This is a genomic window from Zunongwangia sp. SCSIO 43204, from assembly GCF_019904275.1.
Classification (GTDB): Bacteria; Bacteroidota; Bacteroidia; order Flavobacteriales; family Flavobacteriaceae; genus Zunongwangia; species Zunongwangia mangrovi.
Genome location: NZ_CP063204.1, coordinates 4,293,919 through 4,312,957 on the forward strand (window position 1 = coordinate 4,293,919; position 19,039 = coordinate 4,312,957).

A 19,039-nucleotide genomic window follows, 5' to 3' on the forward strand; every position below is an offset into this window, starting at 1 on the left:
GGCTTAGTATTATTATTAAATTTTGAATTATCCTCCAAAATCATCGAATCTTACATTCTCACGAGGTACTCCAAAATCTTCGGTCATTTTCTCTACCGCTTTGTTCATAAGTGGTGGTCCACAGAAATAGAACTCTATATCCTCTGGCTCATCATGATGACTTAAATAGTTATCAATTACAACCTGATGAATAAAGCCTACAAAACCATCTCCTTCCCCATCAATACCGTCTTTTACTTTCCAGTTATCCTCTTCTAAAGGTTCAGACAGTGCAAGATAGAATTTAAAGTTAGGGAAATCTCTTTCTAATGCTCTAAAGTGCTCTGTATAGAAAAGCTCTCTTTTAGAACGGCCTCCATACCAATAAGTAACTTTTCTTCCTGTTTTTACAGTACGGAAAAGGTGGTACAAGTGAGAACGCATTGGTGCCATACCGGCTCCACCACCAACATAAAGCATCTCTGCTTCACTTTCATTAATAAAGAACTCTCCATAAGGTCCAGAAATAATTACTTTATCACCTTTCTTTCTAGAGAAGATGTAAGATGAAGCAATACCAGGGTTTACATCCATCCAACCATTCTTACCTCTATCCCATGGCGGAGTAGCAATACGTACGTTAAGCATGATTTCTCGTCCTTCTGCAGGATAAGAAGCCATAGAGTAAGCACGCTCTACAGTTTCATTATTTTTCATTACTAATGGCCATAGACCAAACTTATCCCACTCTGCCTGAAACTTATCCGGAGTTTCATGCTCTTCTGGGTGAGCTGTAATATCAATATCTTTATATGGTACTTCACATTTTGGAATTTCGATTTGAATATATCCTCCTGCTTTGTAATCCATATCTTCAGGAATTTCTACCACAAATTCCTTAATAAAAGAGGCTACGTTATAATTTCTAACAACGGTAGCTTCCCATTTTTTAATACCAAATACTTCTTCAGGAATCTGAATTTTCATATCCTGCTTTACTTTCACTTGGCATCCAAGTCTCCAACCATCAGCGATTTCTTTACGCGTAAAATGTGGCTCCTCTGTAGGTAAAAGTGATCCTCCACCTTCAGATACGATACACTTACACTGGATGCAGGTACCACCTCCACCACAAGCAGAAGGAAGGAAAAGTTTTTCTGAACCTAAAGTACCAAGCAGTGTTCCTCCAGAACTTACTTCAAGGTCTTTTTCTCCATTTACATTAATCTTAACCGGTCCCGAAGGGATTAACTTCGCTTTAGCTCCTAAAAGGATAGAAACCAAAAGAAGGATCAAAATTAAGAATACAACTATACTTGCAATTATAACTGTCATTGTTGTTGTTTTTCTTTTATAATTTAATTCCCATAAAACTCATAAATCCTATCGCCATTAATCCTGTGATGATAAATGTGATCCCAAGACCTTTTAATGGTGCAGGTACGTTAGAGTAGGTAATTTTTTCTCTAATTGCTGCAATAGCGATGATGGCTAAAAACCATCCAATACCACTACCAAAACCATAAGTTACTGCTTCGCCTATTCCTCCAAAGTTCTTTTGTTGCATAAATAAAGATCCTCCTAAGATCGCACAGTTTACCGCGATAAGTGGAAGGAAAATACCAAGAGCACCATAAAGAGCAGGAGCAAATTTTTCAACGATCATTTCTACAAGTTGTACCATAGAAGCGATTACCGCAATAAACATGATAAAACTTAAGAAACTAAGGTCTACATCTGCATATTCTGGACTCAACCATTGAAGAGCACCAGGGCTTAGTAAATATTGATCTAATAGAAAGTTGATTGGTACAGTTACGGTAAGTACAAATATTACTGCCGCACCAAGACCAACAGCGGTGTTCACTGTTTTTGACACTGCTAAATAGGAACACATTCCTAAGAAGTAGGCAAAAATCATATTTTCTATGAAAATACTTCTAACAAATAAATTTAAATATTCCATAATAAGATAATTCGCTGTTGATTTATTCTTCGATTAGTTTACGGTTTCTAGAACGTTGTACCCAAATAATGATTCCTACTATAATAAGAGCCATTGGCGATAACAACATCAAACCGTTATTTTCATACCCTAAAGCATAAAGACCTGTAGAATCTGCCAAGGTTGGTGCTTTATGACCTAAAACTTCATATCCAAATAACTTTCCAGATCCTAATAGTTCTCTAAAGAAAGCTACTACAATTAGGATAAAACCGTAACCAGCACCGTTTCCTATACCATCTAGAAACGATTTGTAAACGCCATTACCTAATGCAAAGGCTTCTAGACGCCCCATTACGATACAGTTAGTAATAATAAGCCCTACGAAAACCGAGAGCTGCTTACTAACATCATAGGAGTAAGCTTTAAGTATCTGATCCACCAAAATTACAAGTGATGCAACAACTACAAGCTGCACAATAATTCTAATTCGGTTTGGAATTAAATTTCTAATTAAAGAAACAATCACGTTAGAAAAAGCAACTACTGCAATTACCGCAATAGACATTACTAATGCAGGTCTTAACTGTACAGTAATCGCTAACGCAGAACAAATACCTAATACCTGTACGGTAATTGGGTTATTGTCGTCGAATGGATCTGATAATAATTTCCTGTTATTCTTAGACAGAAAATGTTCTTTCTCTTCTGAACTTGATAGGAACAGAATCATTTCATCTTTTTTCTTCTCAGCAGCTGTTTTAGCTGAATCTGTAGAAGTTTTTGTGTTATCTGTCTTCATAATTACTTAGTTGCTACTTTTACGTCTGTTTGTTGCTTGAAATAAGGAAGATAATGCTTTAATCTTTCAGAAATCATATCAGACACACCGTTACCAGTAATCGTTGCACCAGAAATGGCGTCTACCTGATTGTCATCTTTATTAGCATTTCCCTTACTTCCTTTTACAACAGACACTCCCACAAGATTCCCGTTTTCGTCAAAGATTTTTTCATCTGAAAAACGTTCCTGAAACCATGCCTGTGTAATTTCGGCTCCTAGACCTGGTGTTTCACCTTTGTGATCAAATACAGCTCCTTTAACCGTATTTACATCATCTTTTAAAGAAATATAACCCCAGATTGCATCCCAAAGTCCTTTTCCTCTAAGAGGAATAATGTAATATTTAGAACCTTCAATATCTGCAATATATAAAGGATAGATTTGCTCTTCTACCGGTCTACGTAATTCTTTGGTAAGATCTACCTCGAAAGCATCAACAGATTCATCAACAGATCCATCTTCTGTTAAAGAAACTGTTTCTGTAATATACTGATCGTACAATGCCTGTGCGCTATCCCTACTTGTTTCTATACCTACTGTAGCAAGAATATTCTGCATTTTTTCATTACGAACATTCTCGTTTTGTAAAGGCTTTAGCGATGTCGCTGTAAAAGCAAGTACACTGGCTACAACTAACACCATAATAATGGCGAAAATAAAAGTATAGCCGTTTGTATTTGTTTTATTTACTGTTTTCTCTTCCATAACTAAGCTGTTTTCACTTCTTTAACTGTAGCTAATCTTTTCTTTCTCTTCTTCACATTGCCCTCGATCACATAATGATCAATTACTGGAGCAAAGACGTTCATCAATAAAATAGCTAACATAATTCCTTCTGGATAAGCAGGGTTAAAGATTCTAATCATAATTGCAAAGAATCCAATTAGGAATCCATAGATCCACTTTCCTTTCATGGTTTGTGCGGCAGAAACAGGATCTGTTGCCATAAACACAACCCCAAAAGCAAGACCACCAATTACAAGGTGATTATACCAAGGGAAGTTTGTAAGATTGTTACCCTCTATTCCTAAAGATGGAAGCGAGTTAAAAATTAATGCCATTACTGCTGCTCCTGCAAATCCACTTACGATAATTCTCCAGCTACCTACTTTAGTAAGTATTAAAAGTAAAGCACCAGCAAGAATACATATAGTAGAAGTTTCTGAGATCGACCCCGGAATTAAACCAGAGAACATATCCATAGTGTTATAAGGCACTTCTGTTCCTGATGCTAATTTACCAAGAATCGTTTCTCCTGATACCCCATCAATTTCAGAAGCATTGTGAACCCATACTGTATTACCAGACATATAAGTTGGATATGCAAAAAATGCAAATGCACGTGCTGTTAAAGCCGGGTTAAGAATGTTCATTCCTGTACCTCCAAAAGCTTCTTTCCCTATAATAACAGAGAATACTACAGAAACACCAACCATCCAAAGTGGGATATCAATTGGCATTACCATAGGAATAAGTAAACCAGTTACTAAATAACCTTCGTTTACTTCGTGACCTCTAAAAATTGCAAATGCAAATTCAATTCCAAGACCAATAGCATAAGAAACTACGATCATAGGAACGATCTTAATAGCTCCTTCTAAAAAGGCATCCATAAAAGGAACACCATCTGCATATTCTGGTAATTGATGTAAGTACTGGTAACCACCATTCCACATACCAAAGATCAAGGCTGGGATTAGTGCTAAAACTACTGTAATCATTGTTCTTTTAAGATCTACACCATCACGAATGTGCGCACCAGTTTTAGTGGTGTGATTAGGTGTAAACAAAAAAGTATCAAGAGCATTGATGGCAGGAGCATACTTTTCAAGTTTTTTCCCTTTACCAAAAGGCTCTTTAAATTTATCTAATCGTTGTCTTATCCATTCCATAATTAAACTTTTTATCCTACTTCAGTAATCATTAGATCTAAACCAAGACGAATGATTTCCTGAGCTTCTAGTTTAGAAGTGTTTACATAATCTATTAATGCAAAATCCTCAGGAGCTACTTCGTAGATCCCTAAATTTTCCATCTTTTCGAGATCCCCGGCCATGCATGCTTTTAGTAACTGCATTGGATAGATATCCATTGGAAAAACTTCTTCCATTTCTCCTGTTACCACTAAAGCACGTTCTTCACCATGAAGGTTAGTTGTTGGCTCGTATTTTCTCTTCGGAAACAACCAGGATAGTGATGTTTTCGAATTAGAGTGGATATTATTATAAGTAAAAGGCAACCATCCAAACATTCTGTAATTGTTACCTTCAGGAATTAAGGTTAATGTATTGTGATAAAATCCTAAATAGTGATTATTAGAAATCTGATCTCCTGTTAGCACATCACCAGAAATGATACGAACGTCATCTGGAATTTGATTACCAATAAGATCTGCAGAATTCGCTCCAATAATTACATCATAATATTTTCTTTCCTGAGCTTCGCTACCTGCAACTGCTACTGTTTTCTTTGGCTGAAAATAACCAGTTAAAAATAAATCACCAATCACAGGAACATGATCTGCACCTACAACCCATACGCGCTCACCTGCATTTACAGGATCGATCTCATGTATTTGAACACCTACGTTACCGGCAGGATGTGGCCCACTAACTTTATGCAACTCTACACCTTCGATATCCTTAAGAACAGGATAAGAAGAATCATCTACAGAAAGATGGATTTTCCCTGGTGTAAGTTTTTGTAAAGCATAGATCCCTTCCTGGAAAGATTTTACTTTGTCTTTAAGTACAAAGCCCAAATCTGCAGCCAAAGGTGCTGTAGTTACGGCAGAGATAAAAATTGCCTTTGGTGTATCTTTTGGATCTGCAACAATGTCGTAAGGACGTTGCATGATAAAAGCACCGCAACCACTTGCAAGGATCTTTTCTTTAACAGCTTCAGCCGGAGCGGTCGCTGCATTAAGTTTTCCAAAATCTTTGTAAGAATCTGTAGCATCGGCTTCGATAATCACCTCAACTATTCGGCGCTTTTCAGCTCTTTTAATTTCTTTCAGGGTTCCGCTAACCGGTGAAGTAAATCTTACCTCTTCTGTATACTTAGAAAAGAAAATTTCGTCTCCTGCTAATACTTTGGCTCCTTCTTTAAGAACCATTTTAGGAACAACTGAGTGAAAATCTGGAGGTTTAATCGCATAGGTCTTGGACCTTGGGGCCTCAACTATTTGTTTTTCCGCCTCCCCTTTTAATCGTAGAGTAAGTCCTCTTTTAATTCGAATGTCTTTTGACATAGGATGGAGTGTATGTTATAAAGTTTATTTTAAAGTCGTGCAAATTTATATTTTTCACGAGATTTTTCCCAACAAACTAAGGTTTTTTCGGCTTAGTCAATTGTTAAAATAAGAAGCATTAAAAACAGGTACATTAATTGTACCTACATTTACCCATATTTTTTAATGATGAATAAATTAATTTTTCTGATAGCATGTTTATTCTTTACAGGCCTTGCCATTGGGCAGATAGCTGAAGAAAAAACACCTCCAAATTATATAAGAACGATACAATTATTTGGTGAAAATTCGCTAAATAACGGCAACCCAGCGATACCAATAAACGGAATGTTAAATTTAACATTTGATGATATTATTGGGGACGAAGCAGATTATTATTACGAAATACAACACTACGATTACAATTGGCAGCCCAGCCAGCTTTCTAAAAATGAATATTTAGAAGGCTTAGACGACATACGTATTATGAATTATCAAAATTCATACAATACACTTCAGCCCTTTTCTCATTATGAATTAAGTATTCCAAACCAATATACAAAGGCACTTAAGGTTTCAGGCAACTACATGATCAAGGTTTTCAATGAAAATGAAGAATTAGTTTTCTCTAGAAAATTTATGATTTACGAATCTAAAACAAATGTTTCAGTAGCTATAAAAAGAGCCAGAGATCTCAATTTTATAGACACAAAACAAGTCGTAAACTTTAAAGTAGAATCGCCAAATATTCTTTTAAGAAATCCAGATCAAACGGTAAAACCTCTCATTCTTCAGAATAAAAACCTAAAAACTGCAATTAAAAATATCAAACCTCAATATACCGTTGGCAACGAATTAATTTATCGCTACGATATACCTACTTCGTTTTGGGGTGGCAACGAATATTTACAATTCGACACTAAAGATCTTAGGGCTACAACAGCAGATATTGCAAGAATTGATGTAGATCAACTTTATCATCATTATTTAAATCGTGATATTGCAAGGGCCACAACCCCGTATACTTATAATCCGGATATTAATGGTGGATTTGTAATTCGGCAACTTGGTGCTGAAAATATAGATACCGAAGCTGAATATACCTGGATTCACTTCAACCTAAAAAATTATGAACCTTTAAACGGAGGAAAGTTACATATTTACGGAAATTTTAATAATTTCACTATTGATAATAGTACAGCACTTCATTACAACGAGGAAACCGGATATTACGAAAATGCTAGACTTTTTAAGCAGGGATACTATAATTACAAATACATTCTTGTAAATAAGGATGGAAGCATAGATGATGGCTTTATTAGCGGTAATTATGATGAAACCGAAAATGAATATCATGTGCTTATCTATTATCGCGAGATTGGAGGAAGGTACGACAGGATCATAGGAATAGGAATGGCAAATTCCGAGAATATTAGCAACTAACCAACCAAAATAATTACATGAAATCTAAGCGTGCTTTAGTGAAGTATCGCGGTGAAGAATGCCTTAACTGCGGAAGAAGTTTAGAAGAAGAACATAAATTTTGTCCAAGTTGCGGACAACTGAATTCGACCAAAAAACTTGCGCTAGGCGATTTCTTTTCTGAATTCTTTTCTGGTCTTTTTGCCTACGACTCCAGGTTTATAAGAACGATGAGAATTCTCTTATTTAAACCTGGGAAAATCTCTAAAGATTACATCCACGGAAAAAGGATGCGCTATGTAAATCCTTATCGTTTCTTCCTAACCACAGCTATTGTTTTCTTTTTAATTTACGGCTACGATACTACCTTCGACGGTCTTAATCTTGATAAAGATCCAGAAGATATTACTACAGAATTAGAGAAACTAAGCGAAAAAAATAACGCAGATATCGAATTTGAAGGTAACCCGTTCGTACAATTAGACTCCATTATTAAGTCTAGTAAAAAGAAAAGCTACAAAGATTATTTGGTAACGCAACAGCAAATAGATACTATGTCTATAAATGATGCGTTTAGTGCAAAAATCAAGTTATTTGACCATTATTTAAAGGAAACTCAAATTTCAAATTCAGAGCAGGCGCTAACCGAATTAAAATTAGATAACACTGCTTACAATCGCTGGTTATTTAAAAAGGTAAAGGATTTTAATGTAGTACGAGAAAATCCCCAATTCTTTCTAAACTACTTAATAAGTAAGCTTCCCTTCATCATATTTATCTTTTTACCAATATTCACGCTGTTTTTAAGCTTGCTTTATATTCGATCAAAATATAATTATATGGAGCATCTCACATTTGCCTTCCACACGCAAAGTATGTGTTTTATCTTATATGGGGTTGCTCTAATAATAGACATGATCACTAAAAACAGTTACGCAGTAAATATTGCTAACATCATTTTTATAGGCTACCTATACCAGGGACTGCGGAAATTTTACGAGCAGGGAAAATTCAAAACCATTGTTAAATTTGTGATTCTCAACATAATATTTTTTACCTTAGCCCTAATTGTTGGACTAATATCTATATTTGGTTCGTTCGCAATTTTTTAAAGATCACTATTTAAAGATCACTATGGTTGAACAAATTACTAAAGGCATAAAAATTTCTGTACAGACGTTTTTCGATGGCATTCTTTACGATCGCTATCAGGTAAAATATGCCTTTGGCTATAAGATCACGATCGAAAACCAGAGTAATGATTCCGTTCAGCTAAAATCGAGATTCTGGAAAATTAAAGATGCTTTAAATAAGACCGAAACCGTAGAAGGCGAAGGCGTTATTGGCAAAAAACCAGTTATTAAACCCGGCGAAAAGCATACTTATCAAAGTGGTTGTCTTTTAAACACTCCCTTTGGTGCAATGAGCGGTTATTATAATATGATAAATTTTACTTCTACTCGTAAGTTTAGAGTGAAGATCCCATCTTTTAAATTGAGTGCACCATTTGCCCTAAACTAGGTCTTCAAGATCTATAGTGGTTATTTTTCCTGTAGACAACTCTTCATATTTAAATTGCTTCCGTTTTTCGCTAATTTCAATTTGTGAGATACTCTGAGTTTTTAAAAAACCGCGATCCACAATAAGATCGATCTCTGCATCACCAACACCTGCTTTATGATGAAAATCCCAGATCGCTTCCGCAGTAATTTCAGAAGTAGTTTCAGTTGCATTTCTAAAATCATTAAACCAATTCACTCGCTGTTCTTTCATTGCTGAATTATACAATGGTGAAGAAGACCAAATTCGAGGTTTTAAAGGTATATTTTTAACATGCAAGCGTTTTGCATCCCAAACCATTTCAATAATTATTAGATCTGAAGACCAGTCAACACAAAGCATTGTAAAAGGCTCGATACCTTCAAAATCATAGTTTTCAGCATACATTTTCACATCTTCCGCAGCTAAAAATTCTTTCACCACCACTCCCCTGCTTTTTCGGTAAGGCGGATTGCGTTTATGCGCTTTAAATTCTCCGTTCATAATCCCTACTAAACGTTTGTGTTCGCTTACACCCAGCCAGGTACCTCCGGCAACCGCATCTTTTGGGAATAACATTTCACATCCATTAACATTATCCTTTTTGGGAGGATAAGTTTGTCGTTCCATCGCCTCGTCGCGGTTAAAGCTTAATACAAAGGATTTTAAATGCTTTTCCTGCGGAAAAATACTTACTGTACACATAATTTTTTCTTAAACAGAAAGCTGAATTTACGAAAAAAGTTAAGCTTACTTAAAACCGCTGTCTAATTGATTTAAATCCTTATTATTTTTTTACCTTTAGATTGATTTAAAAACCTATAAAAACTAGATACAATAACATGGGAAAAGGATTTTTTCACGTTCCTAAAGCTGAAAATGAGCCAGTAAAATCTTACGCTCCGGGAACACCAGAAAGAGAAGAAGTATTATTAACATATAAAGAGTTGTACAATACAAAATTTGATGTACCTCTTTACATAGGTTCTGAAGAAATTAGAACAGGTAAAACTGCTACTATCACCCCCCCTCACGATCACAAACATGAGTGTGGCGTTTATCATTTAGCTGAAAAAAAACATATTGAACAAGCAATTGAAACTGCTCTTGAAGCTCGTAAAAAATGGGCTAAACTAGAGTGGGAACAAAGAGCTGCTGTATTTCTAAAAGCTGCAGATCTAATCTCTGGCCCATATCGCCAAAAGATGAATGCAGCTACAATGATAGGACAATCTAAAACGATCTTCCAGGCAGAAATTGATTCGGCTGCAGAGATTTGTGACTTTTTGCGCTTCAATGTAGAGTATATGACAGAACTTTACAATGAACAACCAAACTCTTCAGACGGATGTTGGAACCGCGTTGAATATAGACCTTTAGAAGGATTTGTATATGCTGTAACGCCATTTAACTTTACTGCAATTGCTGGTAACTTACCAACTAGTGCTGCATTAATGGGTAACGTTGCTGTTTGGAAACCAAGTGACAGCCAAATGCTATCTGCTCAAATATTAATGGATGTATTTAAAGAAGCAGGTGTACCAGATGGTGTAATTAATATGGTAATGGGAGATCCAGAAATGATCACCGACACTGTACTTGAAAGTCCAGATTTTGCAGGTATTCACTACACAGGTAGTACAGCTGTTTTCAAAAACATTTGGGCTAAGATTGGAAACAACATCGATAAATATAAATCATACCCTAGAATTGTTGGTGAAACAGGAGGTAAAGATTTTATTATTGCTCATCCAACTTCTAACCCAAAACAAGTTGCTACTGCAATTACCAGAGGAGCTTTTGAATTCCAGGGACAAAAATGTAGTGCAGCATCCAGAGTTTATCTACCAAAAAGTTTATGGCCAGAAATTAAAGACTTCTTAGTAGAGGATGTTCAATCTATTAAGATGGGATCTCCAGAAGATTTCACCAATTTCTTCACTGCTGTGATTCATGAACGTTCTTTCGATAAATTAGCGTCTTATATCGAAAAAGTGAAAAAAGATGATGACGCAGAGATCGTTGTTGGTGGTAATTATGATAAATCTGTAGGTTATTTTGTAGAACCAACAGTAGTGTTAGCTAAAGATCCACATTATACTACAATGGAAGAAGAACTTTTTGGCCCTGTAGTAACTATTTATGTTTATGAGGATGAAAAATGGGAAGAAACACTTCATGTAGTAGATAATACAAGTCAATACGCACTTACAGGTGGTGTTTTCTCTGGTGATAGATACGAAGCTGCTAAAGCAACAGATATTTTACAAAATGCTGCCGGTAACTTCTATATTAATGATAAACCAACAGGTGCCGTTGTAGGACAACAACCATTTGGTGGAGCAAGAGGTAGTGGTACTAACGATAAAGCAGGATCTAAACTTAATTTAATGAGATGGATTTCTCCTAGATTAATAAAAGAAACCTTTGTTCCTGCAACAGATTATAAATACCCTTTTATGAAAGAGTAATCTTTATCATATAAGTATTTGATTTAAGGTCGCCTAGATAGGCGACCTTTTTTGTTTAGTATTTTATTAAGCTAAAATGAAATTAAACAAATCTTAAATTATATAAAATAAATGGAAAAATTCACAATTAAACATAACACTTAAACCTAAAAATCAACCTTTTATCGATTTTCTTAAATAAAAATATTACATTCGCCGAATGAAATTTTAGTTTCATACAAATGTTTGTAAACAACTGTTCTTTAAATTAAAATAGTAAAGTTGAAGAAACATAAGCTGTGATGCCTATGAAGAAAACTACTTTCCCCGGTACTATTTTAATACTGGGTCTATTTTTTATAATATTCCTATCAAACCAATCTGATTCTTTTGGACTGGAAGAGGATCTTATTATCACATCTTCTCAGGTAAATCTAAGTTGTTTTAATGCCAACGACGGAAGTATTGATCTTGACATTTCGGGCGGCGATGGAAATTATACGTTTACGTGGACTGGCCCTAATTCGTTTAACTCTTCTGAAGAAGACATCGAAAATCTTGAGGCAGGAACCTATGTAGTATCTGTTTCAGACGATGCAGGAAATAGCGGTAGTGAATCTATTACCATAATTCAGCCAAACGAACTTTTAATAGAGTCTTTCACCTCATCAAACGTTTCTTGTTTTGGTGGTAATGACGCTTCGATTTCAGCAGAAACTATTTCGGGAGGAACTCCACCTTATCAATATTCGATAAATGGGATTGATTTTGTTTCAAATTCAACTTTTGAAGATCTAAATGCAGGAAGTTACACGCTGACGGTGCGTGATGCTAATAACTGCTCCATTTCAGAAGAAATTGAAATTACGCAGCCAGACCAGTTAGCAATGACGGCTGCAACTACCGAAAATGTTTCTTGTTTTGGTGGTATTGATGGATCGATTTCCGCAGGAACAATTTCAGGCGGAACCACACCTTATCAATATTCGATAAATGGAAGTGATTTTTTTACAAATTCAACTTTCGAAGATCTTTCCGCAGGAAATTATACACTGACGGTACGCGACGCAAATAACTGCTCGATTTCAACGAATATCGAAATAACACAGCCAGATCAGTTAACCATGGCTCCGGTGACTACCGAAAATGTTTCTTGTTTTGGTGGCAATGATGGGTTAATTTCAGCAGGAACAATATCAGGTGGAACGGCTCCTTATCAATATTCGATAAATGGAACTGACTTTTTTACAAGCTCAGCTTTTGAAGATCTTTCCGCAGGAAATTATACACTCACCGTTCGTGATGCAAATAACTGCTCGATTTCAACGAATATCGAGATTACGCAGCCAGATCAGTTAACCATGGCTCCGGTGACTACCGAAAATGTTTCTTGTTTTGGTGGTAATAATGGATCGATTTCAGCAGGAACGATTTCAGGCGGAACAGCCCCCTACCAATATTCCATAAATGGAACTGATTTCTTTACTAATGCAACTTTCGAAAATCTTACCGCTGGAAATTATACACTAATAGTGCGTGATGCAAATAACTGCTCGATTTCAACAAATATCGAAATTACTCAGCCAGATCAGTTAGCAATGATTCCGGCAACTACCGAAAATGTGTCTTGTTTTGGTGGCAATGATGGATTAATTTCAGCAGGAACGATTTCAGGCGGAACAGCTCCGTATCAATATTCGATAAACGAAACCGATTTTTTTACAAGCTCAGCTTTTGAAGATCTTTCTGCAGGAAATTACACACTCACCGTTCGTGATGCAAATAATTGTGCAATTTCAACAAATATTGAGATTACGCAGCCAGATCAGTTATCGATGACGGCAGCGACTACCGAAAATGTGTCTTGTTTTGGTGGTAATAATGGATCGATTTCGGCAGGAACGATTTCAGGCGGAACAGCTCCGTATCAATATTCGATAAACGGAACCGATTTTTTTACAACTTCAACTTTCGAAGATCTTTCCACTGGAAATTATACACTAATAGTGCGTGATGCAAATAACTGCTCCATTTCAGAAGAAATTGAAATTACTCAGCCAGATCAGTTAGCAATGATTCCGGCAACTACCGAAAATGTTTCTTGTTTTGGTGGTAATAATGGATCGATTTCAGCAGGAACGATTTCAGGCGGAACAGCCCCCTACCAATATTCCATAAATGGAACTGATTTCTTTACTAATGCAACTTTCGAAAATCTTACCGCTGGAAATTATACACTGACTGTGCGTGATGCTAATAACTGCTCCATTTCAGAAGAAATTGAAATTACGCAGCCAGATCAATTAGCTATGACGGCAGCGATTACCGAAAATGTTTCTTGTTTTGGTGGTAATGATGGGTCAATTTCAGCAGGAACTATTTCAGGCGGAACGCAGCCTTATAGTTATAGTATTGATGAAATAAGTTTTCAATCTGACGGAGATTTTACAAATTTAGCTGCAGGAAGTTATAAGCTTACCGTAATCGACGCTAATAATTGTGAAATTTCAGAAGATATTGAAATTATAGAGCCTAGTTCGATTTCAGCAACGGCACCTACAATTACCAATGTTTCCTGTTATGGCACTGCTACCGGAGAGATCATAGTTGGAAATATTACCGGCGGAACTGCTCCTTACGAATACTCAATAGACAATATCAATTTCCAATCTGGTAAAACATTCGCAAATTTATCATCTGAAAACTACACGGTCTTTATAAGAGATGCAAATAATTGCTCTTTTCAACAAATTGCCAATGTATCACAGCCAGACAGGCTTAATTCTAGCTACAACACCACCAATGTTGCCTGTTTTGGCGGAACATCTGGAAGCATAGATTTCACTGGTGTTTCTGGCGGCAGTGGTGCTTATGAGTATAGCATCGATAATGGAAATACCTGGAAAAGTTCTCCTAACTTCAGCAACCTTTCTACTGGAACCTATATCTTAAAACTTAGAGATCAAAATAATCTAGAGTGTGAAAGAATCATTGCTGAAAATGTAACAATTACGCAACCCACAGCAGCACTTTCAGTTACAGCTTCAACAACCAGGACAACAGTTTTTAATTCTAATACTGGTAGTGCTACGGCCAATGTTACTGGTGGTACAGCAGGTTACACATATCAGTGGCGACTTGCAGGAAACTCGACTATTATTGCCACAACACGAAGAGCTTCAGATCTGGCATCTGGAGACTACACCTTAACTGTTGTGGATAGAAATGGCTGTAGTGAGACTATTGATGTTCGGGTAAATGAAATCTTAAGAGCGCAAGTTTTACCAACTTCGATATGTGAAGGAGAAGACAGTATTAGAACCTCATATTTTGAGGTATTAGATGGAAGTGCCGAAGGTGGAGTTGCTCCTTATACCTACACCTGGGATTTTGATAGCGATGGCACATACTCATCTAATTCAGGGATAGGACCGCATAGAGTGACCTATCCAAATGAAGGAAATAGAACCATTACCCTTACAGTAACTGATGCAGAAGGTATAAGTAAAGACTTTATTTACTACCAATATGTTGGTGAATGCTATGTAGACAATTGTGGGTCAAACGATTTTAGCCTTGTAGGCTACTATATTGGGGATGCAAACGGGAACAGGGTAAACTCTTCTAACTGTAATGATGGCGAACAAAAATATATTTACGTTCGCTTAGATCAAAACCCTACCAGATATTCTCTTTATGCTGAATTTACCTATAGCGTTACCAGTCTGGAAACGGGAATTACAACGGTTACAAAAGAAAATGGATGTTTTTACGAAGAACAGGCCATACCTTCTGAAGCAAGAGCAATTCCTATAAATTATAGTTGCGGTGATAAAGTTTCGATAGACAATATTTATCTTACTTATTCCAATCAGAAAAAAAGATCCTGTGGGCAAAGTCAAAACCCAAAATGTTTTTCTACAAATAATCAGGAAATAATTTTCACACCATTGTATGCTCAGGCAACACCAAATCAGCTAAATTGTTTTGATTCTGAACTTGGTACTATTACAGTACAGGCTTCTGGTGGTAGAGCTCCATATCAGTACAGCAAATCGAATGCAAATGGTGGTTATCAATCTGATAATGTTTTTAGAATTCTGAAAGCTGGAGATTACGATGTTTGGGTAAGAGATGCTGAAGGAACCGTTTTCCAAATTCCAACAGTAACTATAACACAACCAGACACGCCGATATCAATGGAATTCGATATTCAGCAACCAGTGTGTTACGGTGGTAAAGCAAGTGTCACTGTAAATCCAACTGGAGGAACTCCATATACTGCAGAAGGTGTTGATCCTTATGAATACTTATGGAATGATGCTGCAGGCTCTACAAGTAAAACTTTAGCTGGTCTTGATCCTGGAGAATACACCGTAACTGTTATAGATAGCAATCAATGCCAGGCGATAGAAACCATTACGATTATCGAACCAGAGCAACTTACACAGGCAATTACCGGAAGTGATCAGGAATTGGGTTGTGGTTATTATGAAACTACTCTCCAAGCAAATACAGCTGAAGTTGGCTCGGGAATCTGGACGGTAGAAAGCGGTCCGGGAAATTACAGCTTTAGCGATGCTACAAATCCAAACTCAGATTTTAGCGGTGATGAAGGTGAGTATGTATTAAGATGGACCATTTTTAATGAAAATTGTTCTAATTACGACGAACTTAATTTAAAAATGTCGGCTGATTGCAGCACTTTGGATTTTGATGGTGTAGATGATCATATCTTAATGGGCGATTCATTCGACATGAATGATAAGGAAGCATTCACAGTAGAAGCCTGGATCAAAGCCGAGAATAGTACCGGCACCAAGACAATATTAGCTAAAAAAGACATTCAAAATTTTAATACTGGCGGATATGATTTTGTGATCAATGGAGGTTCACCAGCATTTCGATGGAATGGTAATTCGATTTCTACTTCCTATCGTATTACCCAGGGAATTTGGCATCATGTTGCCGTTATTTACGAAAATGGAACTATACGCCTTTATGTAGATGGTGTACGACTCTCCAGCCGAAGCGCAAACTTACCTGAAGATAACGCTGCTCCATTTATCATTGGTGCAATTTACAATAGTGCAGATCCAGATGTACCATCGAATTATTTTGACGGATGGATCGAAGAACTAAGAATTTGGAATAAAAGCCTTACCGAAAAGCAACTTAGATTTTTAATGAATCAAAGAATACAGGTAAATAGTAATCCACTTAGGGGAACCGTAATCCCTTTAGATGTACCTGGTGATCTAAGCTGGACCAACCTTGATGCCTATTATCAGCTTATAGGAAATTCTGAAGCACTTGCTGATGGTGTAACCCCAGATTTTACAGGTAACAATACCAGTGGCCTGATGAGAAATATTAATTCCTCTCAGGAAAATACAGCGCCACTTCCATATGTACTAAATGAAGAAGGTTTGGATTGGACCAATGACGCCACCTGGAGATTAGCTTCTGTAATCAACCAAAAAGAAATATCAGAAAGGCAGGTTTGGAAAGCTCCTGGAGCATATGGAATCGATGGAAACACAACAATCGACTGGAATATTGTCGAGATTTCTAAACATATTTTCTATCCTTATACTAACAGTACTCAAGCATTACAATTACTTGGCTTGATATCAATTTCAGACACCTTAGATATCAACGGAACCAATCCCCCGGGAGGTAGCGCAGGTAATCCATTGATCGTTACAGATTACTTGAGGTTAGATGGAGTGATCGACCTAAATGGCGAATCTCAACTTATTCAAACCGAAGGTAGTGTACTCGATCCAAATAGTACGGGAAATATTCTTCGAGATCAACAAGGAACAGCAAATTCCTATAACTATAACTATTGGTCATCACCAGTTAGTACAAATGCCGCAAATTCCGGTTATACGATTGCTGAAGTTCTTAAGGACGGCACAGATCCAAATAAAATTCAGGACATCTCTTTTAAGAGACAATATACCTGGGCAGATTCTAGAAGTTATTCCGGAGAAAAAAGAATTAGTACTTACTGGCTGAATACTTTTCATCAAACTGCAACCTACGCTGGTTGGAAACAAATAGACCAAAACACTACATTAAGCGCTGGTGAAGGTTATACTATGAAAGGAACCTCTGGTTCAGTAGATATCTCGTCGCTTCAAAATTATACATTTACAGGTCTACCTAACAATGGCAATATAACCTTAGCAATACAACCAGATGAAAATTTCCTTATTGGGAATCCTTATCCTTCAGCAATAGATGCTGAGCAATTTATCTTAGATAATTTAGATAGCGGTTCTGTTAACGGTGCTACCGGAGATAAAAATTTATTTAATGGAGCTATTTATTTTTGGGATCATTTTGGACAAAGTAATTCTCACTACTTACAAGATTATGTGGGTGGGTATGCTACTCTAAATTTAATAGGAAGTGTACCAGCAGTTGCAACAGACGAAAGAATTAACGCAACAAATGCTCAAAGTGATAGAATGCCGGGAAGATATATACCCGTTGGGCAGGGCTTCTTTGTTAGTAGCTATTTAAATAATCCTAACAGTAATGTTACTATAACTGCAGGAGATATTCTTTTTAGAAACGGACAAAGAGTCTTTAAAAAAGAAGGCGCAGAAGAAGAATCTCAGTTTTTGAGACCGGAGAGTGTTTTTATGAAAAATGCTAGTGTAGAACTGAAGGCTGATGAGCGTCAAAAAATTAGATTGAATTTTAGATCTCCAGGAGGAATTAATCGTCAGATCGTTGTGGGGGCCGACGACAATACAACCTCTGGCTTCGATCTTGGCTATGATGCCCCGCTTTACGACCGCCAGCGTGAAGACATGTTTTGGCTGTTAGACAATGAGCCGTTGGTAATTCAGGGAGTGCCAGATTTCAATAAAGATCGTATGCTGGATCTGGGAATTTTAGTTACTTCAGCAAATGAATTTTATATTGAAATCGACTCTTTAGAGAACATTCCTTCAGAAAAAGAAATCTATCTTCTGGATCGCAGTGATAGCACTTATTTTGACCTAAGGGCCGAAAAATATATTGCTACGATAGATAGTGGATATCACAATAATAGATTTGCCATTACTTTTCAGAAATTAGAAAATCAGGAAGAAGAAGATGATTCCGAAGAAGAGCAAGACAATGAAGAAGAGGAAGACGATGGCGAGGATAATGGGGATTCCGAAGAAGAGGAAGAAGAAGATGATGATGACACAGAAAACCCTGATGATTCTGATGATGAAGATGACGATAGCGAGGACACAGATGATAATACGGAAGATCCTCAAAAACCAGAGATACCTGATGAAGATGAAGCTGAAGACGAAGAAGATGAGCCTACCGGGCATTTCAACATAGCTTACCTTTCTGATGAAGAAAGCGTTTACCTTGAAAATCCGGAATTCATGAAAATAGACCGAATTCTTATTTACAATATTAATGGAAGTTTGATCAAAGAATTCAATGAAGTACCAGTTATCGAAGAGATCTATATCCCGATGGAAAACAAGATGAGTTCTGCCGTTTATATCCTTAAACTCTTTACAGAAAAAGGAGTCACCAACTTAAAATTTGTTAGGAACTAATTTGTTCTAGAAGCGAAGTTTAAAAAACACTTCCAAAAATTATCGAATT

General features: G+C 36.6%; 12 protein-coding genes. 5 read left to right on the forward strand and 7 right to left on the reverse strand.

The genetic code is table 11. From position 1 onward, the window contains the following. Positions 1 to 27: 27 nt before the first annotated feature. From nqrF to INR75_RS19005, 6 genes are read right to left on the reverse strand one after another with little or no spacing between them, the layout of a single operon-like run. Positions 28 to 1,314 (reverse strand): NADH:ubiquinone reductase (Na(+)-transporting) subunit F, encoded by a 1,287-nt coding sequence (gene nqrF / locus INR75_RS18980; protein ID WP_223090058.1) that lies wholly within the window; start codon positions 1,312 to 1,314, stop codon positions 28 to 30. Positions 1,315 to 1,330: 16 nt separating this feature from the next. Further along, the gene (nqrE, locus tag INR75_RS18985) at positions 1,331 to 1,945 is read right to left on the reverse strand and encodes an NADH:ubiquinone reductase (Na(+)-transporting) subunit E (RefSeq protein ID WP_092544733.1); all 615 of its coding nucleotides are present in this window, start codon (positions 1,943 to 1,945) and stop codon (positions 1,331 to 1,333) included. 22 nt (positions 1,946 to 1,967) lie between these two features. After that, positions 1,968 to 2,726, reverse strand: a complete 759-nt coding sequence (locus INR75_RS18990) for an NADH:ubiquinone reductase (Na(+)-transporting) subunit D (RefSeq protein ID WP_223090059.1) — start codon at positions 2,724 to 2,726, stop codon at positions 1,968 to 1,970. A gap of 2 nt (positions 2,727 to 2,728) precedes the next feature. Continuing rightward, complete coding sequence (locus tag INR75_RS18995; RefSeq protein ID WP_223090060.1) at positions 2,729 to 3,472, reverse strand: Na(+)-translocating NADH-quinone reductase subunit C; 744 nt, start codon at positions 3,470 to 3,472, stop codon at positions 2,729 to 2,731. A 2-nt stretch (positions 3,473 to 3,474) separates the two neighbouring features. Next, a complete protein-coding gene (locus tag INR75_RS19000) occupies positions 3,475 to 4,659 on the reverse strand; it encodes an NADH:ubiquinone reductase (Na(+)-transporting) subunit B (RefSeq protein WP_223090061.1) in 1,185 nt (394 codons plus the stop codon). An 11-nt stretch (positions 4,660 to 4,670) separates the two neighbouring features. Then, a complete protein-coding gene (locus tag INR75_RS19005) occupies positions 4,671 to 6,017 on the reverse strand; it encodes a Na(+)-translocating NADH-quinone reductase subunit A (protein WP_223090062.1) in 1,347 nt (448 codons plus the stop codon). A gap of 168 nt (positions 6,018 to 6,185) precedes the next feature. Here INR75_RS19005 and INR75_RS19010 point away from each other — a divergent pair, with 168 nt between their 5' ends. Genes INR75_RS19010 through apaG form a run of 3 tightly spaced genes read left to right on the forward strand, consistent with a single transcriptional unit; the run spans position 6,186 to position 8,939 of the window. Beyond that, complete coding sequence (locus INR75_RS19010) at positions 6,186 to 7,439, forward strand: DUF5103 domain-containing protein (protein WP_223091981.1); 1,254 nt, start codon at positions 6,186 to 6,188, stop codon at positions 7,437 to 7,439. A 17-nt stretch (positions 7,440 to 7,456) separates the two neighbouring features. Continuing rightward, entirely contained in the window at positions 7,457 to 8,530 is a 1,074-nt protein-coding gene (locus INR75_RS19015) for a DUF3667 domain-containing protein (protein WP_223090063.1), read from the forward strand. 22 nt (positions 8,531 to 8,552) lie between these two features. Next, positions 8,553 to 8,939: a Co2+/Mg2+ efflux protein ApaG gene (gene apaG / locus INR75_RS19020; protein WP_092544758.1), complete on the forward strand. Its 387-nt coding sequence runs from the start codon at positions 8,553 to 8,555 to the stop codon at positions 8,937 to 8,939. On the opposite strand, the gene INR75_RS19025 is transcribed toward apaG, so the two are convergent. Beyond that, positions 8,931 to 9,662: an NRDE family protein gene (locus INR75_RS19025; protein WP_223090064.1), complete on the reverse strand. Its 732-nt coding sequence runs from the start codon at positions 9,660 to 9,662 to the stop codon at positions 8,931 to 8,933. The two genes, apaG and INR75_RS19025, sit on opposite strands and share 9 nt — an antisense overlap. Positions 9,663 to 9,799: 137 nt before the next feature. On the opposite strand from INR75_RS19025, the gene pruA reads away from it, so the two are divergent. Further along, the gene (gene pruA, locus INR75_RS19030; RefSeq protein WP_223090065.1) at positions 9,800 to 11,428 is read left to right on the forward strand and encodes an L-glutamate gamma-semialdehyde dehydrogenase; all 1,629 of its coding nucleotides are present in this window, start codon (positions 9,800 to 9,802) and stop codon (positions 11,426 to 11,428) included. 287 nt (positions 11,429 to 11,715) lie between these two features. Then, positions 11,716 to 18,990: a LamG-like jellyroll fold domain-containing protein gene (locus INR75_RS19035; protein WP_223090066.1), complete on the forward strand. Its 7,275-nt coding sequence runs from the start codon at positions 11,716 to 11,718 to the stop codon at positions 18,988 to 18,990. Positions 18,991 to 19,039: the final 49 nt, after the last annotated feature.